Annotated in this window: 22 protein-coding genes; 6 read left to right on the plus strand and 16 right to left on the minus strand. The window is 63.6% G+C overall.

Translation table 11 applies throughout. From position 1 onward, the window contains the following. The first annotated feature begins 148 nt into the window (after window positions 1–148). Genes cofD through ABIE52_RS11070 form a run of 3 tightly spaced genes read left to right on the plus strand, consistent with a single transcriptional unit; the run spans window position 149 to window position 3,088 of the window. Complete coding sequence (gene cofD, locus ABIE52_RS11060; protein ID WP_003940958.1) at window positions 149–1,141, plus strand: 2-phospho-L-lactate transferase; 993 nt, start codon at window positions 149–151, stop codon at window positions 1,139–1,141. After that, window positions 1,138–2,523 (plus strand): coenzyme F420-0:L-glutamate ligase, encoded by a 1,386-nt coding sequence (locus ABIE52_RS11065; RefSeq protein ID WP_003940947.1) that lies wholly within the window; start codon window positions 1,138–1,140, stop codon window positions 2,521–2,523. The genes cofD and ABIE52_RS11065 overlap by 4 nt, the downstream gene beginning before the upstream one ends. 4 nt (window positions 2,524–2,527) lie before the next feature. After that, a complete protein-coding gene (locus ABIE52_RS11070) occupies window positions 2,528–3,088 on the plus strand; it encodes an NUDIX hydrolase (protein WP_003940680.1) in 561 nt (186 codons plus the stop codon). Here the strand turns inward: ABIE52_RS11070 and ABIE52_RS11075 are convergent. Genes ABIE52_RS11075 through rfbD form a run of 4 tightly spaced genes read right to left on the minus strand, consistent with a single transcriptional unit; the run spans window position 3,079 to window position 6,761 of the window. Next, the gene (locus ABIE52_RS11075) at window positions 3,079–3,849 is read right to left on the minus strand and encodes an SGNH/GDSL hydrolase family protein (protein WP_003940765.1); all 771 of its coding nucleotides are present in this window, start codon (window positions 3,847–3,849) and stop codon (window positions 3,079–3,081) included. The genes ABIE52_RS11070 and ABIE52_RS11075 overlap by 10 nt on opposite strands. Before the next feature lie 32 nt (window positions 3,850–3,881). Continuing rightward, window positions 3,882–4,964: a mannose-1-phosphate guanylyltransferase gene (gene manB / locus ABIE52_RS11080; protein ID WP_037125580.1), complete on the minus strand. Its 1,083-nt coding sequence runs from the start codon at window positions 4,962–4,964 to the stop codon at window positions 3,882–3,884. After that, window positions 4,961–5,875 (minus strand): glycosyltransferase family 2 protein, encoded by a 915-nt coding sequence (locus ABIE52_RS11085; RefSeq protein ID WP_003940999.1) that lies wholly within the window; start codon window positions 5,873–5,875, stop codon window positions 4,961–4,963. The genes manB and ABIE52_RS11085 overlap by 4 nt, the downstream gene beginning before the upstream one ends. A gap of 43 nt (window positions 5,876–5,918) precedes the next feature. Beyond that, on the minus strand, window positions 5,919–6,761 hold the full coding sequence (gene rfbD, locus ABIE52_RS11090; protein ID WP_354541485.1) for a dTDP-4-dehydrorhamnose reductase: 843 nt from the start codon (window positions 6,759–6,761) through the stop codon (window positions 5,919–5,921). A gap of 66 nt (window positions 6,762–6,827) precedes the next feature. Here rfbD and ABIE52_RS11095 point away from each other — a divergent pair, with 66 nt between their 5' ends. Beyond that, window positions 6,828–8,360 carry an LCP family protein gene (locus tag ABIE52_RS11095; protein ID WP_269609992.1) on the plus strand — a complete coding sequence of 511 codons (1,533 nt, stop codon included), beginning with the start codon at window positions 6,828–6,830 and terminating at the stop codon, window positions 8,358–8,360. Between the two features lie 21 nt (window positions 8,361–8,381). Beyond that, the gene (locus ABIE52_RS11100; RefSeq protein WP_054827248.1) at window positions 8,382–9,095 is read left to right on the plus strand and encodes a TIGR03089 family protein; all 714 of its coding nucleotides are present in this window, start codon (window positions 8,382–8,384) and stop codon (window positions 9,093–9,095) included. Window positions 9,096–9,098: 3 nt separating this feature from the next. Here ABIE52_RS11100 and ABIE52_RS11105 read toward each other — a convergent pair whose 3' ends face one another. From ABIE52_RS11105 to ABIE52_RS11135, 7 genes are all read right to left on the minus strand, one after another. After that, window positions 9,099–11,549, minus strand: a complete 2,451-nt coding sequence (locus ABIE52_RS11105) for an ABC transporter permease (protein ID WP_192712546.1) — start codon at window positions 11,547–11,549, stop codon at window positions 9,099–9,101. After that, a complete protein-coding gene (locus ABIE52_RS11110) occupies window positions 11,546–12,343 on the minus strand; it encodes an ABC transporter ATP-binding protein (protein ID WP_042450120.1) in 798 nt (265 codons plus the stop codon). The genes ABIE52_RS11105 and ABIE52_RS11110 overlap by 4 nt, the downstream gene beginning before the upstream one ends. Before the next feature lie 134 nt (window positions 12,344–12,477). Next, window positions 12,478–13,170: a response regulator gene (locus ABIE52_RS11115; RefSeq protein ID WP_003940960.1), complete on the minus strand. Its 693-nt coding sequence runs from the start codon at window positions 13,168–13,170 to the stop codon at window positions 12,478–12,480. A gap of 35 nt (window positions 13,171–13,205) precedes the next feature. Next, on the minus strand, window positions 13,206–14,393 hold the full coding sequence (locus tag ABIE52_RS11120) for a sensor histidine kinase (protein WP_007731164.1): 1,188 nt from the start codon (window positions 14,391–14,393) through the stop codon (window positions 13,206–13,208). A 35-nt stretch (window positions 14,394–14,428) separates the two neighbouring features. Continuing rightward, window positions 14,429–14,806 (minus strand): hypothetical protein, encoded by a 378-nt coding sequence (locus ABIE52_RS11125; RefSeq protein ID WP_054187635.1) that lies wholly within the window; start codon window positions 14,804–14,806, stop codon window positions 14,429–14,431. Between the two features lie 7 nt (window positions 14,807–14,813). Further along, window positions 14,814–15,326: a 5-(carboxyamino)imidazole ribonucleotide mutase gene (gene purE, locus ABIE52_RS11130; RefSeq protein WP_065455511.1), complete on the minus strand. Its 513-nt coding sequence runs from the start codon at window positions 15,324–15,326 to the stop codon at window positions 14,814–14,816. Then, window positions 15,310–16,509, minus strand: coding sequence for a 5-(carboxyamino)imidazole ribonucleotide synthase (locus ABIE52_RS11135; protein ID WP_207623930.1), 1,200 nt, complete (start codon window positions 16,507–16,509; stop codon window positions 15,310–15,312). Before ABIE52_RS11135 ends, purE begins: the two co-directional genes overlap by 17 nt. Before the next feature lie 191 nt (window positions 16,510–16,700). Between ABIE52_RS11135 and ABIE52_RS11140 the strand changes: the two genes are divergently transcribed. Continuing rightward, window positions 16,701–17,300, plus strand: a complete 600-nt coding sequence (locus ABIE52_RS11140) for a GtrA family protein (RefSeq protein WP_007731156.1) — start codon at window positions 16,701–16,703, stop codon at window positions 17,298–17,300. A gap of 26 nt (window positions 17,301–17,326) precedes the next feature. On the opposite strand, the gene ABIE52_RS11145 is transcribed toward ABIE52_RS11140, so the two are convergent. From ABIE52_RS11145 to ABIE52_RS11165, 5 genes are all read right to left on the minus strand, one after another. Beyond that, entirely contained in the window at window positions 17,327–18,649 is a 1,323-nt protein-coding gene (locus ABIE52_RS11145) for a sensor histidine kinase (protein ID WP_007731154.1), read from the minus strand. A 26-nt stretch (window positions 18,650–18,675) separates the two neighbouring features. Beyond that, a complete protein-coding gene (locus tag ABIE52_RS11150) occupies window positions 18,676–19,356 on the minus strand; it encodes a response regulator transcription factor (protein ID WP_003940916.1) in 681 nt (226 codons plus the stop codon). A 37-nt stretch (window positions 19,357–19,393) separates the two neighbouring features. Beyond that, complete coding sequence (locus tag ABIE52_RS11155) at window positions 19,394–19,960, minus strand: PH domain-containing protein (RefSeq protein ID WP_003941034.1); 567 nt, start codon at window positions 19,958–19,960, stop codon at window positions 19,394–19,396. A 74-nt stretch (window positions 19,961–20,034) separates the two neighbouring features. Then, the gene (locus ABIE52_RS11160) at window positions 20,035–20,610 is read right to left on the minus strand and encodes an HdeD family acid-resistance protein (protein WP_003941007.1); all 576 of its coding nucleotides are present in this window, start codon (window positions 20,608–20,610) and stop codon (window positions 20,035–20,037) included. A 118-nt stretch (window positions 20,611–20,728) separates the two neighbouring features. Continuing rightward, a complete protein-coding gene (locus tag ABIE52_RS11165) occupies window positions 20,729–21,583 on the minus strand; it encodes a biotin--[acetyl-CoA-carboxylase] ligase (RefSeq protein WP_003940755.1) in 855 nt (284 codons plus the stop codon). Between the last annotated feature and the right edge of the window lie 84 nt (window positions 21,584–21,667).

Here is a 21,667-nt window from a genome sequence, read left to right on the forward strand (position 1 = left end):
GGTTGGAATGACACATTTGAGATTACACACGTCCAGCGTGTCGCGGTCAAGCTAAACGAGATGAATCCATTAGTATTCCGGCCCTCAATTGACGGGACCTTCTGCCCGCCAGACACGACGACGCGCCGACCGCCTAGGCTCTGTTGTCGTGAACGTGACTGTATTGGTTGGCGGCGTCGGCGGGGCCCGTTTCCTTCAAGGTGTTCAAAACGCGCTCGGAATCGCCGGTGGTGAATCCCTCGAGAAATACGAAGGCCCACATCGCATCACGGCCGTCGTCAACGTCGGGGACGACGTGTGGATGCACGGTCTGCGCATCTGCCCCGATCTGGACACTTGTATGTACACACTCGGCGGCGGCATCGACACCGAACGCGGGTGGGGGCACGCCGGCGAAACCTGGAATGCGAAAGAAGAACTCGCCGCGTACGGCGCGAAGCCGGACTGGTTCGGCCTCGGAGATCGCGATATCGCAACGCATTTGATTCGCAGCCAGATGCTCCGCACGGGATATCCGTTGTCCGCGATCACCGAAGCGTTGTGCAATCGCTGGAATCCCGGTGTCGCACTGCTTCCCGTGAGCGACGACCGCAGCGAAACACACGTCGTGATCACCGATCCGGAAGACGGTGAGCAGAAGGCGATTCATTTCCAGGAGTGGTGGGTACGCCATCGGGCACAGGTGGAAACGCACAGCTTCGCTCACGTCGGCGCCGAGCAGGCCAAGCCCGCGCCAGGGGTGGTCGAGGCGATCGACGGTGCCGACATCGTGCTGATCGCACCGTCCAATCCCGTCGTGAGCGTCGGCGCGATCCTCGCGGTGCCCGGCATTCGCGGTGCCCTGCGAACAACCGCGGCCAAGGTTGTCGGCCTCTCCCCCGTCATCGGCGGAAAACCGTTGCGCGGCATGGCTGACGAGTGCCTCGAGGTGATCGGGGTCGAGACGACTTCGGAGGCGATCGGTCGCCACTACGGAGCTCGTTCGATCAACGGCATTCTCGACGGCTGGCTCGTCGACGAAGGTGACACGGCCGACATCGACGGGGTGGACGTGCGAAGCATCCCACTTTTGATGACGTCCCCCGAAGAGACCGCGAAAATGGTTCGCACGGCTTTCGAGATCGCCGGAGTCGAACTGTGACCGAGCCCGGAACCGAAGCAAGCCGCGACAGAAATCACTCTCCCGGTGATCACTCCCCCGGCGCCGCAATCGAAGTCATTCCAGTGCTCGGGCTTCCCGAGTTCCGGCCCGGAGACGACTTGGCCACCGCTGTCGTCGACGCGACGCCGTGGCTCGAGAGCGGCGACGTCGTTGTCGTCACGAGCAAGGTGTTCTCCAAAGTCGAGGGTCGCATCGTTTCCTCACCGACCGATCCGGAAGAGCGCGACGCGGCACGACGCCTCCTGGTGGATCAGGAAGCCGTCCGCGTCGTGGCACGCAAGGGCCGCACTCTGATCACCGAGAACAAACTCGGAATCGTGCAGGCCGCATCGGGCATCGACGGCTCCAACGTCGACGGTGCCGAATTGGCGCTACTCCCCGTGGATCCGGATGCGAGCGCTGCGGGTCTGCGCGCCCGAATTCTCGAGAGCACGGGCAAGTCCGTCGCCGTCGTCGTCACCGACACGATGGGTCGTGCGTGGCGCAACGGGCAGACCGACGCCGCAATCGGTTCCTCCGGCATTCCGGTCCTGCACGGCTACCTCGGAGCACAGGACAGTCAGGGCAACGATCTGATCGTCACCGAGATCGCGATCGCGGACGAAATCGCCGCTGCGGGCGACTTGGTCAAGGGAAAGCTGGGCGGCGTTCCCGTCGCCGTCGTTCGTGGGCTTCGGTTCGAGGACGACGGTTCGAGTGGCCAGGATCTGATTCGCCGCGGCCCGGACGATCTGTTCTGGCTGGGCACCGAGGAAGCTACGGCGATGGGCCGTGGCCAGGCGCTGCTGTTGCGTCGATCGGTCCGACAGTTCGCAAGTGATCCCGTCGACGCGGAGATCATTCGCAGCTCGATCGCCGAGGCACTCACCGCTCCCGCACCGCACCACACGAGACCGGTTCGATTCGTGTGGCTACGCACGGAGTCGGTCCGCACGGCTCTTCTCGAGCAGATGCGCGAGAAGTGGGCCGCCGATCTTCGCGCCGACGGTCGCAGTGACGAATCCGTCGAGGCCCGGGTTGCCCGCGGAAACATCCTGTTCGACGCCCCCGAGGTCGTCATTCCCTTCTGCGTGCCCGATGGCGCACACAGTTATCCGGATGCCGGACGAACCGCGGCGGAGTCGACGATGTTCACGGTCGCCGCCGGCGCGGCAGTGCAGGGACTGCTGGTCTCGTTGGCCACCCGCGGCGTGGGAAGCTGCTGGATCGGATCGACGATCTTCGCCGCCGATCTCGTACGCGAACAACTCGATCTCCCGGCGGATTGGCAGCCACTCGGTGCCATCGCAATCGGGCACCCCCTCGAACCACTGACTCCTCGCTCTGTCTCCGCCCCCGGGGACGCGTTGGTGGAGCTGTAGGTCCATGTCAGCCGAATCGCTGCACGCCTCCGCCAAGGGTGTCCTGGAGGGCTGGGAGACGTCCTCCGAAGCGGACGAATCGTTGCGGCACACGATGCTCGCGTTCCTCGATTCGGCTCCGGACGGCTGCCTTCGTCGCCACGCACCGGGACACATCACCGCGTCGTCTCTCGTTCTCGACGAGAGTGGCTGCCACGTCTTGCTGACCCTGCATCCCAAGGTGGGCAGGTGGATTCAGCTCGGCGGCCACTGCGAGCCCGACGACGAGACGGTGGTAGATGCGGCATTGCGGGAAGCTCGCGAGGAGTCCGGAATTCACGACGTTCGGATAGACGCGGACCTACTCTCGGCCCACACGCATCCGATCACGTGCTCACTCGGAGTACCGACTCGCCATCTCGATCTACGGTTTCTTGTTGTGGCGCCGGACAATTCACATATCGTCCGCAGCGCAGAGTCCACCGACCTCAGATGGTGGCCGGTGGACGCGCTCCCACCTACAGCGGAACGCGAGACCATCGACCACCTGGTCGCGCTCGCCCGTCAGCGCAAGAATCAGGACTGAATCGGAGAAAGCTGGGGCTGTTTGGCGCTCACGCCGTCGCCCGAAGATGTTCCCTTCACGCGCCGAGCTACCCACGGCACCAAGAACTCTCGCGCCCATTGACGATCCTCGCGACGAGTTTCGGCTTTCGTGAGGACCGGCGCAGGCCCGAGATCGGGTGGGGTCAATCCGTGTTCGACGCCGAGCACGTCGAGCACACGCGTCGCCATGTTCTCGTGCCCGGAGGGCGACATGTGGAGGCGATCCCAGTCCCACATCCGAAGGTCCTGATATTCGGAGAATCGCCAGAAGTCGACGAGGGTCGCGTCGTGGCGGTCGGCCACCTCGCGAACAAGCTCGTTGTAGATCGCCAGACGTCCGCGGAGCTTGCCGAAGAAGGCGGACCATCCGGTGTCGTACGCGGTGAACATCAGAACCCGAGCGCCGGATGCAGTGAGCTGACCGATTGCCGAATCGTAGCGGGCGACCATCGCATCGATGTCGAGCTTCGGACGCATCATGTCGTTTCCGCCGGCGTAGATGGTCACCAGATCGGGCTTCAACGCCAGAGCGGGTTCCAACTGCTCGTCGATGATCGGTCCGAGTAGGCGACCACGAATCGCCAGGTTGGCGTAGCGGAAGTCGGGATTGTTCACCGCCAGCTGCTCGGCCACTCGGTCTGCCCACCCGCGCAGACCATTGGGGAATCGTTCGTCGGCGTCGCCGACGCCCTCGGTGAACGAGTCACCGAGGGCAACGTAACGGCTCGGAAGAGAAGTCATACCCGCCAGTATTCCAGTAGGTCAGCTAACGATCACACATCTGTGCTGAAGCGCACGCCACCGTCCGGCAGCGTCACCCCCGGCCACACGCGTGCGCCGCGCAACAATTCACACCGCGCACCGATGTCCGCGCCGTCTCCGATGACAGCGTCGCGGACCAGCGCTCGGGGTCCGATACGGACGCCGAATCCGAGGATCGATCGTTCGACCACCGCCCCGGCTTCCACAACGGCGCCGTCGAAGAGAATTGCACCGTCGAGGCGAGCGCCTGCACCAACTTCTGCGCCTCGACCGACAACCGTGCCGCCGATCAGAACAGCGCCCGGCGCGATTCCGGCTCCGGGGTGAACCAGCGACTCGCCGCGCGGACCTTCGAGAGCCGGCGAAGGTGCGATACCTCGCACCAGGTCGGCGGAACCGCGAACGAAGTCCTCGGGGGTTCCCATGTCACGCCAGTACGACGAGTCGACGTGGCCGAACACCCGCTTGCCCTCGGCCAGGAGATTCGGGAACACCTCGCGCTCGACCGATACCGGTCGTCCTTCGGGGATCTGTTCGATGATCTCGCGCTTGAAGACGTAGCAGCCGGCGTTGATCTGATCCGTCGGCGGATCCTGGGTCTTCTCCAGGAATGCCGAGACTCGTCCGTCCTCGTCGGTCGGAACACAACCGAATGCTCGCGGGTCTCCCACACGAACCAGATGCAGGGTCACGTCGGCGTCCGTCTTCTCGTGGGTCTCGAGAATGCCGTTCAGATCGGTGCCACCGAGCACGTCGCCGTTGAACACCATGACGTTGTCACCGCGCAACTTCGGCAGCACGTTGCGGATTCCGCCACCGGTGCCGAGAGGTTCGGTCTCGAAGACGTAGTCGATCTCGAGGCCCATCTTGGAGCCGTCGCCGAAGTAGTCCTCGAATACCTCTGCCTTGAAGGACGTTCCGAGCACGACGTGCTTGATTCCGGCTGCCTCGATGCGGGCGAGCAGGTGCGTCAGGAACGGAAGGCCGGCTGTCGGAAGCATCGGCTTGGGCGCCGACAGCGTCAACGGACGCAGCCGAGTGCCCTTGCCGCCTACCAGGATTACGGCGTCGGTCGGATTCGGATCGGACATCATTTTCCCCCGTGGTTCGAAACTGATGGGTTGTCGGTCGAGTTGTCGGTGCGAGCGCGCTCGCGAACTGCAGAAGCTACGGCGATCTTGGATCGCACCGCGAGGCCACCGCGCAAGGCAAGTCGTAGCGGAGCCTGCCACCAGTGCGGATGGCGATCAGCCTGGAACTGGTACGCACTGCGATGATGGGCAGGCAACATCAGTTCCGGATGACGTCCTGCCGCATGGCCTTTGGCATGGGTGACGACGGCCGAGGGGACGAATACGTTGAGCCACCCGGCTTTTCCGAGGCGGTCACCGAAGTCCACGTCCTCCATGTACATGAAGTAACGAGAGTCGAAACCTGAGATGGTGTCGAAGGCGTCGCGTCGCACCAGCAGGCACGACCCGGAAAGCCACCCCACTGCACGCTCGGTGACGGCCTCGTTCTCCTGACGGTAACGAGCAGTCCACGGGTTCTTCGGCCATACGGTACCGAGCAACGCGTGCCCGACGCCCGAGGTGATGTCGGGCACCGTTCGCGCCGACGGATAGACACTGCCGTCCGGTTCGAGGACCTTCGGCCCCAGTGCACCGGCCCTTGGCCACCGATTTGCCGCAGCCACCAATTCGTCGAGTGAACCGGGTGCCCATTGGACGTCCGGGTTGGAAATCACGACGAATTCGATCGACGAATCGATCTCCGCTACAGCCCGATTTATCGCTCCCCCGTACCCGATGTTTCCGCCGGTTCGAAGCAGACGGACATGCTCGTACTTGGCATCGGCGGCCTCGGGGGCACCATCGGTCGACCCATTGTCGGCCATGATGACCTGGGGTTTTTCTGTCGTCGCCACAGCGAGCGTGCTCAAGAAATTCTCGAGATGCTCGCCTGGCGAGTAGGTCACCGTTACCACGGCCAGCTTGGGACTCACGCCGGTCAGCCTAGCCGTCCGCGGCCACTGTCCCGAACAATGCTCACGCCAGAGCGGCGTGCAGAGCCTCTCGCCACGGACGCAGCGGCGTCATTCCCGCGGTAACCCACGCGCGCTCGGACAAGACCGAATATGCCGGGCGAGAGGCAGGGCGTACGAACTCCGCACTACTGCACGGGCGCACCCGAGCAGGGTCTGCGCCGATCTCCTCGAAAACAGCTCGCGCCAACTCGTACCAACTTGCTTGCCCGCCGTTGGTCACGTGGAATGTCGACGCACCCGTGAAGTCCAGCAGCGCGAGTTCGACGATGCCGCCGGCCAGATCGACGCTGTACGTGGGCGACCCGATCTGGTCGTCCACGACGTTCACGAATTCGCGTTCGGCTTCGAGCCTTCGCATCGTGGCGACAAAATCCGTGCCGGCACCGGAATACACCCACGCGGTACGGACAACGGCCGCGTCAGCCCCCGACTCTCGAACAGCGATCTCGCCGTCCAGTTTGGTTCGGCCGTAGACCGTCGCGGGACCGGTCGGTGCATCGACGCCGTATGGCGAGCTTGCATCGCCCGGAAAGACGTAGTCCGTCGAAACGTGGATCAACCGCGAACCCACCCGCGCACAGGCTTGCGCGAGATTCCGCGGCCCGATCTCGTTGACCGCCCTCGCCGCTTCCTGGTCGGTCTCGGCAGCATCGACGGCCGTGTACGCAGCGCAGTTGACCGGCAGCACCGAACCAGGCGAGACGAAGTTGTCGACCGCTCGGCTGTCGGTGATGTCGAGCTCGCGGGAACCGACGGCCGTCACAGTGTGACCCGCCGACGTTGCGAGAGCATCGATACGTGTTCCGAGCTGCCCTCGGGCGCCGGTGAGCAGGATATTCGTCACACGGTTCAGTCTGGCACGCCGCGTCGAGGTACCCGCGGCCGAGCATCGGACCAGTAACCTGAAGGAGTGTCCCACCAGCAACCGCAGCGCCGCGCGCGTCCACGACCTGCGCCGATTCGGACCAAGACGAGCCCGGCTCGCATAGCGGTCGCGGTGCTGTCCGTGCTCGTTCTGCTGGTCACCGGGTTCGCATGGCGGGGTGTGGACTCGTTGAGAAACAGCCTTGCCACTGCCAGCGGACTCGGCCTCGGTGGCGGCAAGGACGGAGCAATCGACATTCTGATGGTGGGAACGGACAGTCGAACGGACGCGCACGGCAACCCGCTCTCACAAAGCGAGCTCGACTCGTTGCGCGCAGGTGAGGAAGTTGCGTCCAATACCGACACCATCATCTTGATCCGCGTCCCCAACGACGGGAGTTCCGCGACCGCGATCTCGATTCCCCGCGACGCGTACGTCAACGTCCCGGGTATCGGTATGTCGAAGATCAACGCCGCGTTCGGTGCCACCAAGGAAACCGAGCGGCTGAAGTTGGTCAACAACGGGTCGTCCGACAGCGACGCAGACAAGAAGTCGACCGAAGCCGGCCGGACCGCGCTCATCGGAGCGGTGGCGAATCTGACCGGCATCACCGTCGATCACTACGCCGAAGTCGGACTACTCGGATTCGTCCTGCTGACCAACGCAGTGGGCGGAGTCGACGTGTGCCTCAACGCGCCGGTAGACGAACCGATGTCCGGAGCCAATTTCGCGGCCGGGAAACAGACACTCGACGGCGCCGACGCGCTGAGCTTCGTGCGACAACGACACGACCTTCCTCGCGGCGACCTGGACCGGATCGTTCGCCAGCAGGTGTTCATGGCTTCTCTCGTCAGCAAGGTACTCAGCGCAAAAACCCTCAGTGACCCCGGCAAGCTCAGTCAGCTGACCTCGGCTGTCCAGCGTTCCGTCGTGATCGACGACGACTGGGACATCATCGAGTTCGCCAAGCAGTTGCAGAATCTGGCCGGCGGCAAGGTGCAATTCGAGACCATTCCCGTTCTCGACATCAACGGCATGACCGACTACGGCGAGTCCATCGTCAAGGTCGATCCCAAGGCCGTCAAGAAGTACATCGCGGGATTGGTCGGCGCCGACAGCGAGGACTCGGAGGAGACCTCCGAAGCACCGACCACGGTGAATGCGTCCTCGATCACGGTCGACGTCGCAAACGCCAGTGACGTCGCAGGGTTGGCCAGCGGTGTTTCCGAAGCGTTGAGTGCCCTCGGGTACAAGCAGGGTCAGGTCGGCAACAACACCGGCTCGGACGTCACCGAATCGACGGTGTTCGCAAAGTCCGCGGACGACGACGCAGCACTCGCGGTGGCCGAGGCACTCGGCGGTCTGACGGTCAAGGAGGATTCGTCATTGTCCTCGGGCAAGGTTCGGGTTGTCATTGCCGAGGACTACAGCGGCCCGCAGTCCGCGGACGCGGTATCCCCGTCCGAAGGAGCGACAAGCACGACTGAATCGTCGAGCACCACCGAGACCAGCCCCACTCCCGCCCCTCCCGGTCCGCCGATCGACGCGGCCTCCAACGGCCCGCGCTGTGTCAACTGAACCGCTGCGTAAGCTGATTAGGTGCCTTCGCCTGTAGACAACCTGACCGACGCCCTCCTCGGACCGATCCTGGCTGCCGACCCGGCCGGCCCTCGCGTGACCTACTACGACGACGCCACCGGCGAGCGCATCGAATTGTCTGCGAGCACTCTGGCCAATTGGGCGGCAAAGACAGCGAACATGGTTCGCGACGAGTTCGCTCTCGAGCCCGGCAGCAAAGTTGCCGTGCTGCTTCCCGCGCACTGGCAGAGCGTCGCCGTCTTGCTGGGTGTGTGGTGGGCAGGCGGTGAGGTGGTCCTCTCCCCCGACGCCGACGCCGAACTGGCTTTTGTCACTGCCGACCGACTGGACGATGTTGCGGACGTACCGGAAGTAGCCGCACTCTCCCTCGACGCGTTCGGCAAAGGTTTGAGCGATCTTCCGCTCGGCGTCGCCGACTACGCAACCTCCATCCGTGTGCACGGCGACCAGTTCCGTAGCGCCGGGGCCGGTTCGGCGCTGGAAGGCCGGTCCGTAGCGGACACGATCGACGCGGCACGGGCATCGGCGAAGAACGTCGAATTGGTGTCGACGGATCGTGTCCTCTCCAATCGCACGTGGGACACGGCAGACGAAATGATCGACGGGCTTCTGGCAGTTCTCGCCGCGGGTGCCTCACTCGTGCAGGTGGCCCACCCGGACGCGGAAGCTACCGCGCGCCGAGTGGGCACCGAGAAGGTCACGAAACAGTTCTGAACGCTAGCTCGCGAGAGCTGTCACCGGTGACACCAGCCCCGCCCGCCTAGCGGGGAGCAGTGACGCGATCACACCGCAGATTCCGCCGATCAACACGATGGCTACCAACTGCACCCACGGCACTGCGCTGAGGGCGACGTCCTCGATCCCGAAAACCGATGCGGTACCGGCTACACCGAACACCATCCCGAACAGCACTCCGATCACCGATGCGACTCCTGCCACCAGCAGTGCTTCCCAGATCAACATGGCTCGAATTCCCTTCTTGGTCAGTCCGAGTGCGCGAAGCAGTCCGGATTCGCGGCGCCGTTCGAGAACGGACAGTGCCATGGTGTTTCCGACGCCGATCAAAGCGATCAACACCGCTACCGACAGCAATCCGGCAACCACCATGAGCATGGTGTCGAGGATCGAATCGAGAGCTGAACGCATCTCGGTCATGCCCTGAACATCGCTGCCCGGCGCTTCCTGGCGTGCCAGTTCCGTGATGCGGTCGGTGGCGGCCAAAGCCTGTTCGTCAGTATCCGTCCCCAGCCTTACCCAGTACGAATCGGTGGTCGGCGCGGTGGCCGCTGCACCGAGATCGCCTCGATCCAGTAGTGCTGGTTGACCTTTCACGCCCTCGACCACGCTGACGTTCACGACGCCGCGATCCCCACGCACCGTCGCCGTATCGCCCGCCGAGAGCTTGTATTCGGTCAGGTCAGCGGGCGAGAGCACCAACTGACCGGCCGCGGGTACCGAGATCTCGGTACGCAGAACATCTTTCACCCGAGCAGCGTCGACGCCGAATCCGGCCAACGAACCGCGCCCGTCGATCGTCAGTTCGGCCTTGTCCAGACCGCTCACCGCGCCGACACCGTTGACCGCGGCGATGTCTGTGCCCAACCCTGCGGGAAGCGGTGCCGAACCTGAACTGCTCACCATGACGTCGACGGGGAATTGACTGTCCATCGCCGCGGGTGCGGCTTCCTTGACCGTCGCGATTCCCACGACGAGCGTGCTCGTCAAGGCCACACCGATCAACAATGCGGTGGCTGTCGCCGAGGTGCGGCGTGGGTTCCTACCGGCGTTGCCTGCTGCCAGGCTTCCCACCGGACCGATCAGTCTCGCCAACACTCCGCCGGCCGCATTGATCAGTGCAGGCACGATTCGACCGGACAGCGCCGCGATCCCCAGGAACGAGAACAGTCCACCGGCGGTTGCGGCCGGCACCTGCTGATTCGTCACTCCCAGGACGGTCATCGCGATGCCCGCGAGCAGGGTCACGACGCCGAGAACCCGGCGCACCACCGATACCTGAACGCTCTCAGGCTTGGACTCCATCGGCTGCAGTGCTGCCAGCGGGGAGAGCCTCGTTGCCGCCCGCCCGGGCGCAGATGCAGCGAGCATCGTCATCACGATGCCGACGGCAAGACCGACGAGCACGGTCACCGGGGTGACGCTCAGTGACGAAAGAGGAACCGGCACATCTGCGGCCGTTGCTACGCGACCGATTGCCCAGGCAAGTCCGACACCGAGTCCGACGCCGATCACCGAGGCGATCACGCCGACCGCCGCGGCTTCACTGCGAATGCTCCGGCGAACCTGTTTGGCCGTGGCGCCGACGCATCGCAGCAACGCAAGTTCCTGAGTGCGCGCCGCGAGCAGCACGGCAAATGTATTGGCGATCACCAGCGCGGCAACAACAACGGCGATGGCGCCGAAGGCGAGCAACACCGTGCTGAGGATCTTGGTGCCGCCCATGTATTCGGCTGCGGCGTTGTCTGTGGCTTCTTCGCCGGTCAGCACGGTGGAGTCCGCGGGCAGCGCGCTCGCGATCGAATCCACGAGTTGTTGCTGAGAGCGTGAACCGTCACCGGCGACACGGAACTCACGTTCGGCACTGTCACCGGCCCACGCGCTCACCTGCTCGGCGGTGGTGAATATCTTGATCCCGCCCAGTCGTTGCGCCGAACCGGAGAGGTCGACCAGTCCGACTACCTCCGCGGTGGGTGCGGCGGCACCGACCGTCGAATCCCGTGCCGTGACTGTGATTCGGGCACCGATCGGTATCCCGGAGTCCGCGCTCACCAACACCTGCCCCAGACCGGCCGGAATCGATCCCTCCGACACCTTCTCCCAACGCAATTCGGGATTGTCGGCAATCGAGAGCGCATCCCCGTAGGACGCGCCCTTTGCCTCGGAGTCGACACGAACATACGTCGACACGTCGTCGGCCACCGCCGAGACGCCCGGCACCGCGCTCAGCAGAGCTTCCGTCACGCCTGGACCGGACGCGACGACATCTGTGGTTTCGTATTGCGTCGCAAGTGATTTGCTCACACTCGCGTCGACCGTCGAGCTCAAGGTCAAAGTCGCGACGATGTATCCGACGGCGATCACCACCGCGAGTATCGACGCCACATAGCGCCCGGCATGTGCCCGCGCCTGCGCAAAAGCCAGACCTCTCATCGCAGTGCACCCGAAACTGCAGGAACATCGGCCAGGTCGTCGGCACCGAGAGCTCGCATGGCACCGATCACCGAGTCGACGGTGGGATGGTCGATCTCTCCGGCAATACGCCCGTCCGCGATCAACACGACTCGATCCGCGTACGACGCCGCCACCGGATCGTGCGTCACCATGACGACGGTCTGACCGGTCTCCCGGACACTGGTCCGCAAGAGTCCCAGAACCTCTGTCCCGGAACGGGAATCCAGGTTGCCGGTGGGCTCGTCGGCAAAGATCACGTCGGGCTGCGGCAGTAGTGCGCGGGCGACGGCTACGCGTTGCTGCTGACCGCCCGACAATTCGTGCGGCAGGTGATCGAGACGCTGCGACAGGCCCAGCTTGCCGATCACCTCGTCCATCCACTCGGGCGAGGGTTCACTACCTGCCAGCTTCATCGGCAGCAGCATGTTCTCCCGAGCAGTGAGCACCGGTAGCAGGTTGAACGCTTGGAAGACGAATCCGATCCGCTCGCGTCGCAGTTCGGTGAGCTCCGTGTCGCCGAGTTTCGTGACTTCGGTGTCGCCCAGGAAAACCTGCCCACCCGAGACCGTGTCGAGTCCGGCCAGGCAGTGCATGAGCGTCGACTTTCCGGAGCCGGACGGGCCCATGATCGCGGTGAACCGCTCGCGACCGAAGTCCACGTCGACTCCGCCGAGCGCGTGAACCGTGGTCTCACCGGTGCCGTACACCTTGGTGACACCGCGGGCAGTGATCGCCGGCACTGCGGCTGGTTCCGTCGTGGTGTGCGCATGCATTTTTTGCCCTCCGTAAAGCTTCTCGCTATGACGGAATCGACGTTATTGCAGCGCAAGTGGTCTCCGCGTCGGAGTGCGGGGCGATCTTGGAGAGCCCGGTGTCATCCCGGGGTAGGACTGGACAGGGCGGCGTGTCAGCCCTCGGTGCCGAGGAGATCTGCGCGCCGGACAAGTCCGATCTGGAAGGCGAAGACGACTGCCTGTACACGATCACGAGAATGAGTCTTTGAAAGAACCCGTCCGACATGGGTTTTCACTGTCGTCTCGGAGACGTGGAATTTCGCAGCGATCTCCGAATTCGACAGCCCGTACGCCATGGCTTCGAGCACCTCGACCTCGCGCGGCGTCAACTCTTCGGGCAACTGCGCTTCGGGCGCCGAGCCTTCCAGAAGTGGCCCGACGTGCTGAAGCAGTCGCCGAGTGGCCCGGGCTTCGATCACCGCGTCCCCGCGGTGCACGGTGCGGATGGCGTCGAGCAACTGCTCCGGTGGCACGTCCTTGAGCAGGAAACCACTGGCGCCCGCCCGGATAGCCGACATCACGTACTCGTCGTTGTCGAAGGTGGTGAGCACCACGACCTTCGGCGCATCGGGGTCGGCCAGGAGCCGACGAGTCGCCTCGATGCCGTCCATCTTCGGCATCTGGACATCCATCAGAACGACGTCGACATGACGGGCGGCCAACTCGGTCAGCGCCTGCTGACCGTCCGAAGCCTCGACAACCACCGACAGATCCGGCTGTGAGTCGATGACCATTCGAAAACCTGCGCGGACCAGCTGCTGATCGTCGATCAGTGCCACTGCGATCGGAGCCACGTGTTCGTCCATGCCACTCACCTTAAGACCTTCGGACGTTTCAAGACCTACCCAGACGTTCGTTCGTACGGCAAGACGGCCCGGACGCTGTATCCGCCGCCTGATTTCGGTCCGGCGGTCACTTTGCCTCCGTGCAGCTTGGCTCGCTCGGCCATTCCGATCAGTCCCTGTCCGCCTGGTGACGATTCGACCAGCGCGGCGCTGCCGCCTCGTCCGTCGTCGGTGATACCGAGAACGAGTTCGGTTTCAGCCCAAGTCATCTCGACGCTAGCCTGTGCTCCAGGCCCCGCATGTTTGAGAACGTTCGTCAGCGATTCCTGCACGATGCGATACGCCGTCAACCCCGCACCCGCAGAGAGTTCGCGTGGTTCCCCGGTCACACTGACGGCGATGTCGAGGCCGCTGCTGCGTAACTCGTGGAAGAGACTGTCGATGTCGCCGGCGCCCGGGATCACCGAGAAATCCCGGGGCGTGTCCTCACGCAGGACGGACAGCAGCGATCGCATGTCGGTCAACGCTTGGCGGCCGGTGGAGGCAATTGTTTCGAGTGCCTGAATTGCAGCCTGAGGATCCTTGGCCGCGCTGTAGCGTCCACCGTCGGCCTGAGCGATGACAACGGTCAACGAATGCGCGACGATGTCGTGCATCTCGCGCGCAATCCTCGAGCGTTCGCTGATCGTCGCGATTTCCGCTTCCTGCGCACGCTCGAGTTCGAGCAACCGTGCGCGCTCGGTCAGACCTTCCAATTGTTTGGTGCGAACTCGACGCAAATCACCGAACGCCCAGACCGCGAGCATGAAGATCATGACGGCCACGGACTGCATGACCTGCGAGGACACCGGGATTCCGTCGTAGCCGAAGTATCGAACAGTTCCGGCAATCGAGCCGAGCAACGCGAGCACCAGCCCGGTGAGTGAACTCCACCGAGCGCCATAGGCCGCCAGCGCGTACAGGGAGATGGGGACGACAACGGCCGATGCGAGCAGTGTGTTGCCGATGAAGATCACGTGTAGAACTGCGAATCCTGCGATCACCATGCCGGAGAGTTCGGGGCGCGAGCGTCGCCACGCCAACGGAACGGTCATACCCAGCGAGATGAACACCGCCAGCGGACTCGCCTCGACCGCAACGACAACGCTGAACAGTGCGGCAACCGTCGCAATGCAGATGTCCACACCGCGAGCATGATCCGCGCTCCAGCGGACGAAGCGTTCACTAGTCGGAAAACGAGCCATGCCGCCAAGAGTAGCTTTTACTGACGAGCTTTCACTCAGGTGCGGTAACCGCCGTCTTCGAGACCGGCCTCGATTTCGAAGCGGTTGCGCGGCCCGCGATGACGCAGTTCCTCACGCAGGTACAACAACCCGAATATGATTCCGTACCTGGCCCATTGGTCCGCATGAACGGCCTCGTGACGAAGGACGGATCGAGTCGTGTTCCGCCGGGTGAGATATACACCACCGAGAGTTGTTCCGCCTCTGGCGAACCCGCAGCGCAGTCCGGAGGCGACAAAGATTCCGGACTCGTCGTCGAAGCGGATGTCCGCGCCGAGAATCCTGGCGTACAGCAGGGCGACACGGGTGACGAACGCGGACTGCGCGCTGCCCCGACTCGCTCGGATCAGCGGCAGCCCGCGTCGTGCACACACGAGAAGATCAGCCCAGCAGTTTTTCGCGGAGCGCCTTGTCCTTGTCGAGCACCATCGACTCGAGGCTCTCCTGGAACGCCACCATCCGCTGCTGCAGTGCGAGATCCGAAGCACCGAGAATCCGAGCAGCCAGCAGACCGGCGTTGCGAGCGCCACCGATCGACACTGTCGCCACCGGGACGCCGGCCGGCATCTGGACGATCGAAAGCAGCGAATCCATACCGTCGAGGTACTTGAGCGGCACCGGAACACCGATGACGGGCAACGGCGTGGCCGAGGCAACCATGCCCGGAAGATGCGCGGCGCCACCGGCACCGGCGATGATGACCTTGATTCCGCGGCCGGAAGCTTCCTTGGCGTAGTCGAGCATCCGCTGAGGCGTGCGGTGCGCCGAGACAACACCGACCTCGAAGCGGATACCGAACTCGGCCAAAGCTTCGGCTGCAGCTTCCATGGTCGGCCAATCCGAATCGCTGCCCATGATCAGGCCGACCTGCGCGCTCTCACTCACCGTGTACATCCCATCCGTCGGTCCAAACTGCGTACGAAAGCCAATGTGCTGCGCGCTCGGCGCGTTCCCGAACTGCGGCAACGTAATTCGGATCGTCGATGGATCCGGCGACGCCCACGATGTTGACGTGTCCGATCTTGCGATCCTTGCGCTCACCCTTGCCGTACAGGTGGATCTTCGCGTCAGGCATCCGCGCGAACAGGTGATGGACGCGCTCGTCCATCGTCATCTCGGGAGCTTCCGGCGCACCGAGAACGTTGGCCATCACGGTGACCGGCGCGATCGGCGACGTATCTCCGAGCGGGTAGTCGAGAACCGCGCGCAGGTGCTGCTCGAACTGAGAGGTGCGGGCGCCGTCCATCGTCCAGTGACCGGAGTTGTGCGGGCGCATCGCCAACTCGTTGACCACGAGAGTGCCGTCGGTCGTCTCGAACAGTTCGACGGCCATGGAGCCGACCACACCGAGCTCCGACGCGATGCGCAGCGCCAACTGTTCAGCTTCCTCGGCAACGGCACTCGAAAGCTCGGGGGCAGGTGCGATCACGACGGCACACTGGCCGTTGCGCTGAACCGTTTCCACGACCGGCCAAGTAGCGCCCTGTCCGAACGGCGACCGCGCCACCATGGCGGACAGCTCCCGACGCATCGAGACCATTTCCTCGACGATCAGCGGAACACCCTTGTTCAGCTGCTCGGTGACGATGGCTTCTGCTTCGTCCTGATCGTCGGTGATCCAGACGCCGCGGCCGTCGTAGCCTCCGCGTGTTGCCTTGATGACGAGCGGCCAACCGTGTTCGGAGCCGAAACGCACGACGTCTTCCGCCCACGTCACTTCGGCGTACGCGGGTACGGGTGCGCCCAGTTCGGCAAGTTTGCGACGCATGAGCAGTTTGTCCTGAGCGAAGATCAGAGCCTGCGGCGGCGGCTGAACGTTCACGCCTTCGGCAACAAGAACCTCGAGGTGCTCGGTCGGCACGTGCTCGTGGTCGAAGGTCAGTGCATTGGAACCGACCGCTGCACGGCGGAGAGCATCGAGGTCGGTGTGGCTGCCGAGCACGACGTCGGGGCTGACCTGAGCTGCCGGCTCGTCCGAAGTCCCGGAGAGCACTCGGAGCGTCTGGCCCAGTGCCACCGCCGCCTGGTGAGTCATCCTGGCCAACTGTCCGCCACCGATCATGGTGACGACGGGCATGGATGCTTTTGCCGGTCGAGGGGTGGTCGGGCGGGCGGGGATCTGCGCGGGATCGTTGTTGCCGGTCACGGCTCTCTATGTTGTCATGTGCCGCGTTCGCCCGTTCATTCAGCGTTCCCAATCTGTGATTCTGCTGATGAATCCGCGGCAAATTGGTGGTAACGCGGTTTCGTTTCGTAAACTCATCTGTTGTGCCATTTGTCGACGGGGTCATTGCCCGCATACCCCAACCGTTTCGTGACATCGCTCTGCGTCACAGCGAGCTGATCAAATTCGCGATCGTCGGCGGAACGACCTTCCTCATCGACTCGGGCATCTTCTACACACTCAAGCTGTCGATCCTCGAATCCAAGCCGATCACGGCCAAGATCATCGCCGGCGTCGTCGCGGTGATCGCGTCGTACATTCTCAACCGCGAGTGGTCGTTCAAGAACCGTGGTGGCCGTGAACCAGCGCACGAAGCTGCGCTGTTCTTCATCATCAGCGCCATCGGTGTCGTCATCAGCTTCATCCCGCTGTACATCTCCAGTTACGTCTTCAACCTGCGCGTACCCGAAGTCAGCCTGGCGACGGAGAACATCGCCGACTTCATCAGTGCATATGTCATCGGCAACCTGCTGCAGATGGCGTTCCGATTCTGGGCCTTCCGCAAGTTCGTGTTTCCCGACGAGAATCCGGAACCGCTCGAGCTGTCCGACACCACAGGATTGTCCGAAACCACAGCGTTATCCGAAACCACGGCGCCTGACCCGGTAATTCCTGATGCCGAAGAGGAGCTCGGGCACTCCTGAGTTTTCCGTCTGCGCCGACCTTTCGGTCAGCGCGGTTCGCGGTGCGGAACGACGTCCGCGGTCGGCGCCGTGTTGGCCACCGGCAGGAAGACGGCGAACAAGGCAGGCTTACGCCTCTGCAGTTCCAGTCGGCCCCCGTCGGCTTCGATCAGTGCACGTGCGAGCGCCAACCCGACGCCGGTGGACCCCGCCCCCGAAAATCCTCTGTCGAAGATGTGCGGCGCCAGATCGTTCTCCACACCGGAGCCTTCGTCGGTGACCTCGACGCACACCATCGAGTCACGGCGAGACGAACTGCGACCCGTACCGTCGATCAATCGCACCGACACCGTGCACGTGCCTTCACCGTGTTCGAACGAATTGTCGACCAGAACGGAAACAGCTTCACGCAGACGCGAACCTGTGGTCGCAGCCATCACCGTGCGATCGCCGCGTAGGCGCAGCCTGCGTCCCTCTCCGTCGAACTGAGCCTGCCAGTCGCGAGTCACCTGTTCCAGCTCGCCGACTACCGACACCAGACTCGCCGATGACCCACTGGTGCGCGACGAGCGAATCAGGTCGTCGATTCCGTCGGTGAGCCTGTCCACTTGCGCCATGGCTTCCTCGGCCTCGTTCACGACGTCAGGATCTTCGTGAACGGACAACTCGTCCAGGCGCAGCCGCACTGCAGTCAGTCGACTGCGCAGTTGATGCGAGACATCCGCAACCAGCGCGCGCTCTCGTTGCAGCCGCACCGAAATCTCCACGGTTGCCGCATCGAGGACGTCGGACACGCGGTCGAGTTCGGGGATGTCGTGCCGACGAGGATCCGGCCGGAAGTCGCCTTCGGCGAGGCGCGCCGCCCGGTCGGCCACATCCTGCAGCGGATCGGCAAGCCGACGCGCAGTGACCACAGCAACCACGGTGCCTGCCGTGATGGACAGAAGCACGAGCACGCCGACAGCCATCACCGCCTGCTTCTGCTGGGTGCGCAGGTTCTCCGACGGCACCTCGAGACGCAACGAGCCGGACGTTCCCATCGCGAGCGATTCGACGAGTGCGTTCTTGACCGTCGCCTCACCGACGTCGACGCGTGCAGCGCCGTCGACGACGGTCGGATACACGACGACGAGGCGCCCGTCGTTCGGGGTGAGAACCTTGAGCGAATCGGTGTTCAACGCACCTTCGACGAGTCCGTTCGTCCCCTCTTGCGCGATGACCTCAGCGGCCATCCGGTCGAGGCGCACCCGGAGATCACTTCGCGTCACGTCCTCCACCCAGAGCCACGCCGTGTAGATCAGCGGAACCCCCAGCAGCAACGCCGTCATGATCACGACAGCGAGAATCGACTGCAATATGCGACGCCGCATGCCGGCAGTTCCTGATTCTCGAGAAGTTAGTCGGTGTTGATTCGGAAACCGACACCGCGGACGGTGGCAATCCTGCGTTCCACGGCGGGGCCCTCGTCGCCGATCTTGCGGCGCAGCCACGACATGTGCATGTCGAGCGTCTTCGATCCACGAAGCTCGACGTCGCCCCACACCTCACGAAGGATCGTATCGCGCGAGACCACTTCCCCGGCGTGCTCGAGGAGGACCCGCAGAAGCTCGTATTCCTTGTTGGCCAAGGCGATTTCGGAGCCGTTGACGAGTACGCGTCGTGCCGCGGGCTCGAGCCTGATGCCACCGACCTCGACGATCGTGTCCTCGCGGCCACCGTGGCGACGCAGGAGTGCTCGCACACGTGCCATCAACTCGGCGAGACGAAACGGCTTGCTGACGTAGTCGTCGGCGCCCGCGTCCAACCCGACCACGAAGTCGACTTCGTCGGTCCTGGCGGTCAACATCAGCACGGCGAGCGAGGTGCGATGCGCACGAATCTGTCGGCAGACCTCGAGGCCGTCCATGCCCGGAAGGCCGAGATCGAGAATCAACAGGTCGAAATCACCTTCGAGCGCCTGCTGCAACGCAGCGGGTCCGGTCGGTTCGACCGTCACCGAATACCCTTCACGCCCCAAGGCGCGGGAAAGGGGTGCAGCAATGGCCTCGTCGTCTTCGGCTAGCAATACGGCAGTCACACGAACAGACTACGGACAACACGCCTTTGCACGTTGATTACCAGCCATTTCGATCATTCGGGTCGTCGTTTTCACCTGACGGCCACTGCGGTGCCTGCGATGGTGGCTGCTGCATGGAATCGAAAACCTGGTGATACAGCAGGGCGTGAACGTGCTCGACGTCAGGAATGTCGTCGAACTCGAGCGGATCGTCACTGGCAGATGCGATGACCAGAGTTCCGGTCTTGAGCATTCGATCGATCAGGCCGTGACGGAACTGAACATTGCTGATCCGCCCCATGGGAATGTCGATACCCGTGTGCGTGAGCACTCCGTGGCGGATGAGCACTCGCCGATCGGTGACGATGAAATGCGTGAACTTCCAAACCGTGAAGGGCGCAACCGATCGCCAGGCCACGACACCGAGCCAGATGATTCCGACGGCAATGGACGACACGGTGCGAGCCGTGCCGTCCAATCTCGTCTGTGCGAGGCCCAACAAGAACCCGGCGACGGCCGTCGCAAGTACGAACGTCAGCGCCGGAAGCACCAACATCTTCCAATGAGGATGGCGATGCAGTATCAGTTCCTCGTCCTGAGCGAGGGCGTCTTCGGGATATCCCATGACGGGAAGTCTGCCACCCCGCACCGACTTTCAGGCACACCGACTTTCAGGCACACCCGTCTTCAGGGCAACGCTCAGGGCTGCGCGATCTTTCGCAGCACCAACGGGGTCACGACGATGATGATGCCGTACAGCACCATCCACACGCCGACCACGATGCGGAAGACGTCGAGCGAGAGTTCGGGCTGCAGAAGGACGATTGCACCCGCGACGATGCTGATGACTCCGAGCACGATCGACAGACCGCGATCGACGGTGTGCCCGGACGCCGCGTCGACCAGATCGAGAACGCCACGGAATACCCACCAGGCACCGATCACCAACGCGATCAGAACCACCGTCTGCAAAGGGCTACGGAGAACCAAGAATCCGAGGAGCACTGCCAACGCGCCGGAGATCGCGACGAGCGTGCGAGTTCCACCCGAAGCCGTCACGTCCGCGAACGAACGGATGATCTGAACGATTCCGAATCCGAACAGCTGGATCGCAATGACAACCGCGACCACGAACAGGGTGGCATCCGGCCACGCGAGTACCGCGATACCCAGGCCCAATGTGAGGACACCGAGCAGCACCGTCACGCCGGTGAGTACGCGGCGAGCGCTCTCGGCCGTCTCGGCTTCGGTCGGAACAACGATCGGTGTGGTCATGACGCCCCTAGGCAGCTCGGTAAATCCCGCAGTTGAGTGAAATGAAGGACGGACGGTTGGTTCGAAAACCGGTCCGGGCCAAAAATTAGCACTTTGGTGCCAGAAAATCCGGCAACGTTCACGATTCGGTGACCGGGGCGGCGCGAAGGTGCGTGATATCACCTGCTGCGACCGCAAAGGTCTCCCCATCTGTTCCCTCGATTTCGATGACGACGCGTCCGGAAGTGTCGACGTCGGTCGCGATACCGAACACCTCCTTGTCGCCCGGCAAAACCGCGCGGACTCGTTTGCCCAGCGTCCCGCAGCGCTGCCGGTATTCGGCAGCCAACACAGATGTATCCCATTTCGACGATTCCCAAGCACGGAATTGCGTCGCCAATTCACGGGCGATTGCGCGAACGAGAGTGTCGCGGTCGACAGTCGATGCTTCTTCGATCAGCAGTGACGTAGCGGTCGGGACGGGCAGCTCCTCGACGCCGAGGCTCACGTTCAGCCCGATCCCCACCACCACCGCGGGATCGGGCGCCGTCCTCGCCACCTCGGCCAGAATGCCGGCGACCTTCTTGTCACCGATGAGAACGTCGTTCGGCCACTTGAGTTCTGCGGGTACTTCGGCCACGTTGCGCAGCGCGTCGACGACCGCGATTCCCGACAGTAGCGGGAGCCAACCCATGTCCGCGAGATTCATTCCGGGCATCGACAGCAGAACCGACATCGAGATCTGCGCTTGCGGCGGACTCACCCACGTGCGCGAATGACGGCCACGGGCACTCGCCTGATACTCGGCGATCAGAACGTGACGGTCGGCATCCGGATCTGCCGCTCGCGCAAGGAGATCCGCGTTCGTCGAACCGGTCTCCTCGACAACGTCGAGGCGGTTCCAGAAAACGCGCGCGTCGTCGTTGTCACTGCGCACCAGTGCGCGTCGTAGGGCATTGCCGTCGAGGGGCGGTCGGTTCAAGTCGGTCCACATAGCCCCAGCCTATGACGACAGCGAGAATGTACTGGTCAGTAGCTTGAGCCTGCAAGACAGCGACAATCGGACCTGCCTTCGAAG

It is taken from the genome of Rhodococcus sp. OAS809 (genome assembly GCF_040546695.1).
GTDB classification, from domain to species: Bacteria; Actinomycetota; Actinomycetes; order Mycobacteriales; family Mycobacteriaceae; genus Rhodococcus_F; species Rhodococcus_F qingshengii.

What these genes read in the sequence shown, in the direction of transcription:
- ABIE52_RS11120 (WP_007731164.1), bottom strand. Translation starts at nt 14,393, where the DNA reads ATGGCTCGTTTTCCGACTAGTGAACGCTTCGTCCGCTGGAGCGCGGAT.
- ABIE52_RS11155 (WP_003941034.1), bottom strand. Translation starts at nt 19,960, where the DNA reads ATGGGATATCCCGAAGACGCCCTCGCTCAGGACGAGGAACTGATACTG.
- ABIE52_RS11110 (WP_042450120.1), bottom strand. Translation starts at nt 12,343, where the DNA reads ATGCATGCGCACACCACGACGGAACCAGCCGCAGTGCCGGCGATCACT.
- ABIE52_RS11145 (WP_007731154.1), bottom strand. Translation starts at nt 18,649, where the DNA reads ATGCGGCGTCGCATATTGCAGTCGATTCTCGCTGTCGTGATCATGACG.
- ABIE52_RS11160 (WP_003941007.1), bottom strand. Translation starts at nt 20,610, where the DNA reads ATGACCACACCGATCGTTGTTCCGACCGAAGCCGAGACGGCCGAGAGC.
- ABIE52_RS11115 (WP_003940960.1), bottom strand. Translation starts at nt 13,170, where the DNA reads ATGGACGAACACGTGGCTCCGATCGCAGTGGCACTGATCGACGATCAG.
- ABIE52_RS11165 (WP_003940755.1), bottom strand. Translation starts at nt 21,583, where the DNA reads ATGTGGACCGACTTGAACCGACCGCCCCTCGACGGCAATGCCCTACGA.
- ABIE52_RS11105 (WP_192712546.1), bottom strand. Translation starts at nt 11,549, where the DNA reads ATGAGAGGTCTGGCTTTTGCGCAGGCGCGGGCACATGCCGGGCGCTAT.
- ABIE52_RS11075 (WP_003940765.1), bottom strand. Translation starts at nt 3,849, where the DNA reads ATGACTTCTCTTCCGAGCCGTTACGTTGCCCTCGGTGACTCGTTCACC.
- manB (WP_037125580.1), bottom strand. Translation starts at nt 4,964, where the DNA reads ATGATGTCCGATCCGAATCCGACCGACGCCGTAATCCTGGTAGGCGGC.
- purE (WP_065455511.1), bottom strand. Translation starts at nt 15,326, where the DNA reads ATGTACACGGTGAGTGAGAGCGCGCAGGTCGGCCTGATCATGGGCAGC.
- ABIE52_RS11135 (WP_207623930.1), bottom strand. Translation starts at nt 16,509, where the DNA reads ATGCCCGTCGTCACCATGATCGGTGGCGGACAGTTGGCCAGGATGACT.
- ABIE52_RS11070 (WP_003940680.1), top strand. Translation starts at nt 2,528, where the DNA reads ATGTCAGCCGAATCGCTGCACGCCTCCGCCAAGGGTGTCCTGGAGGGC.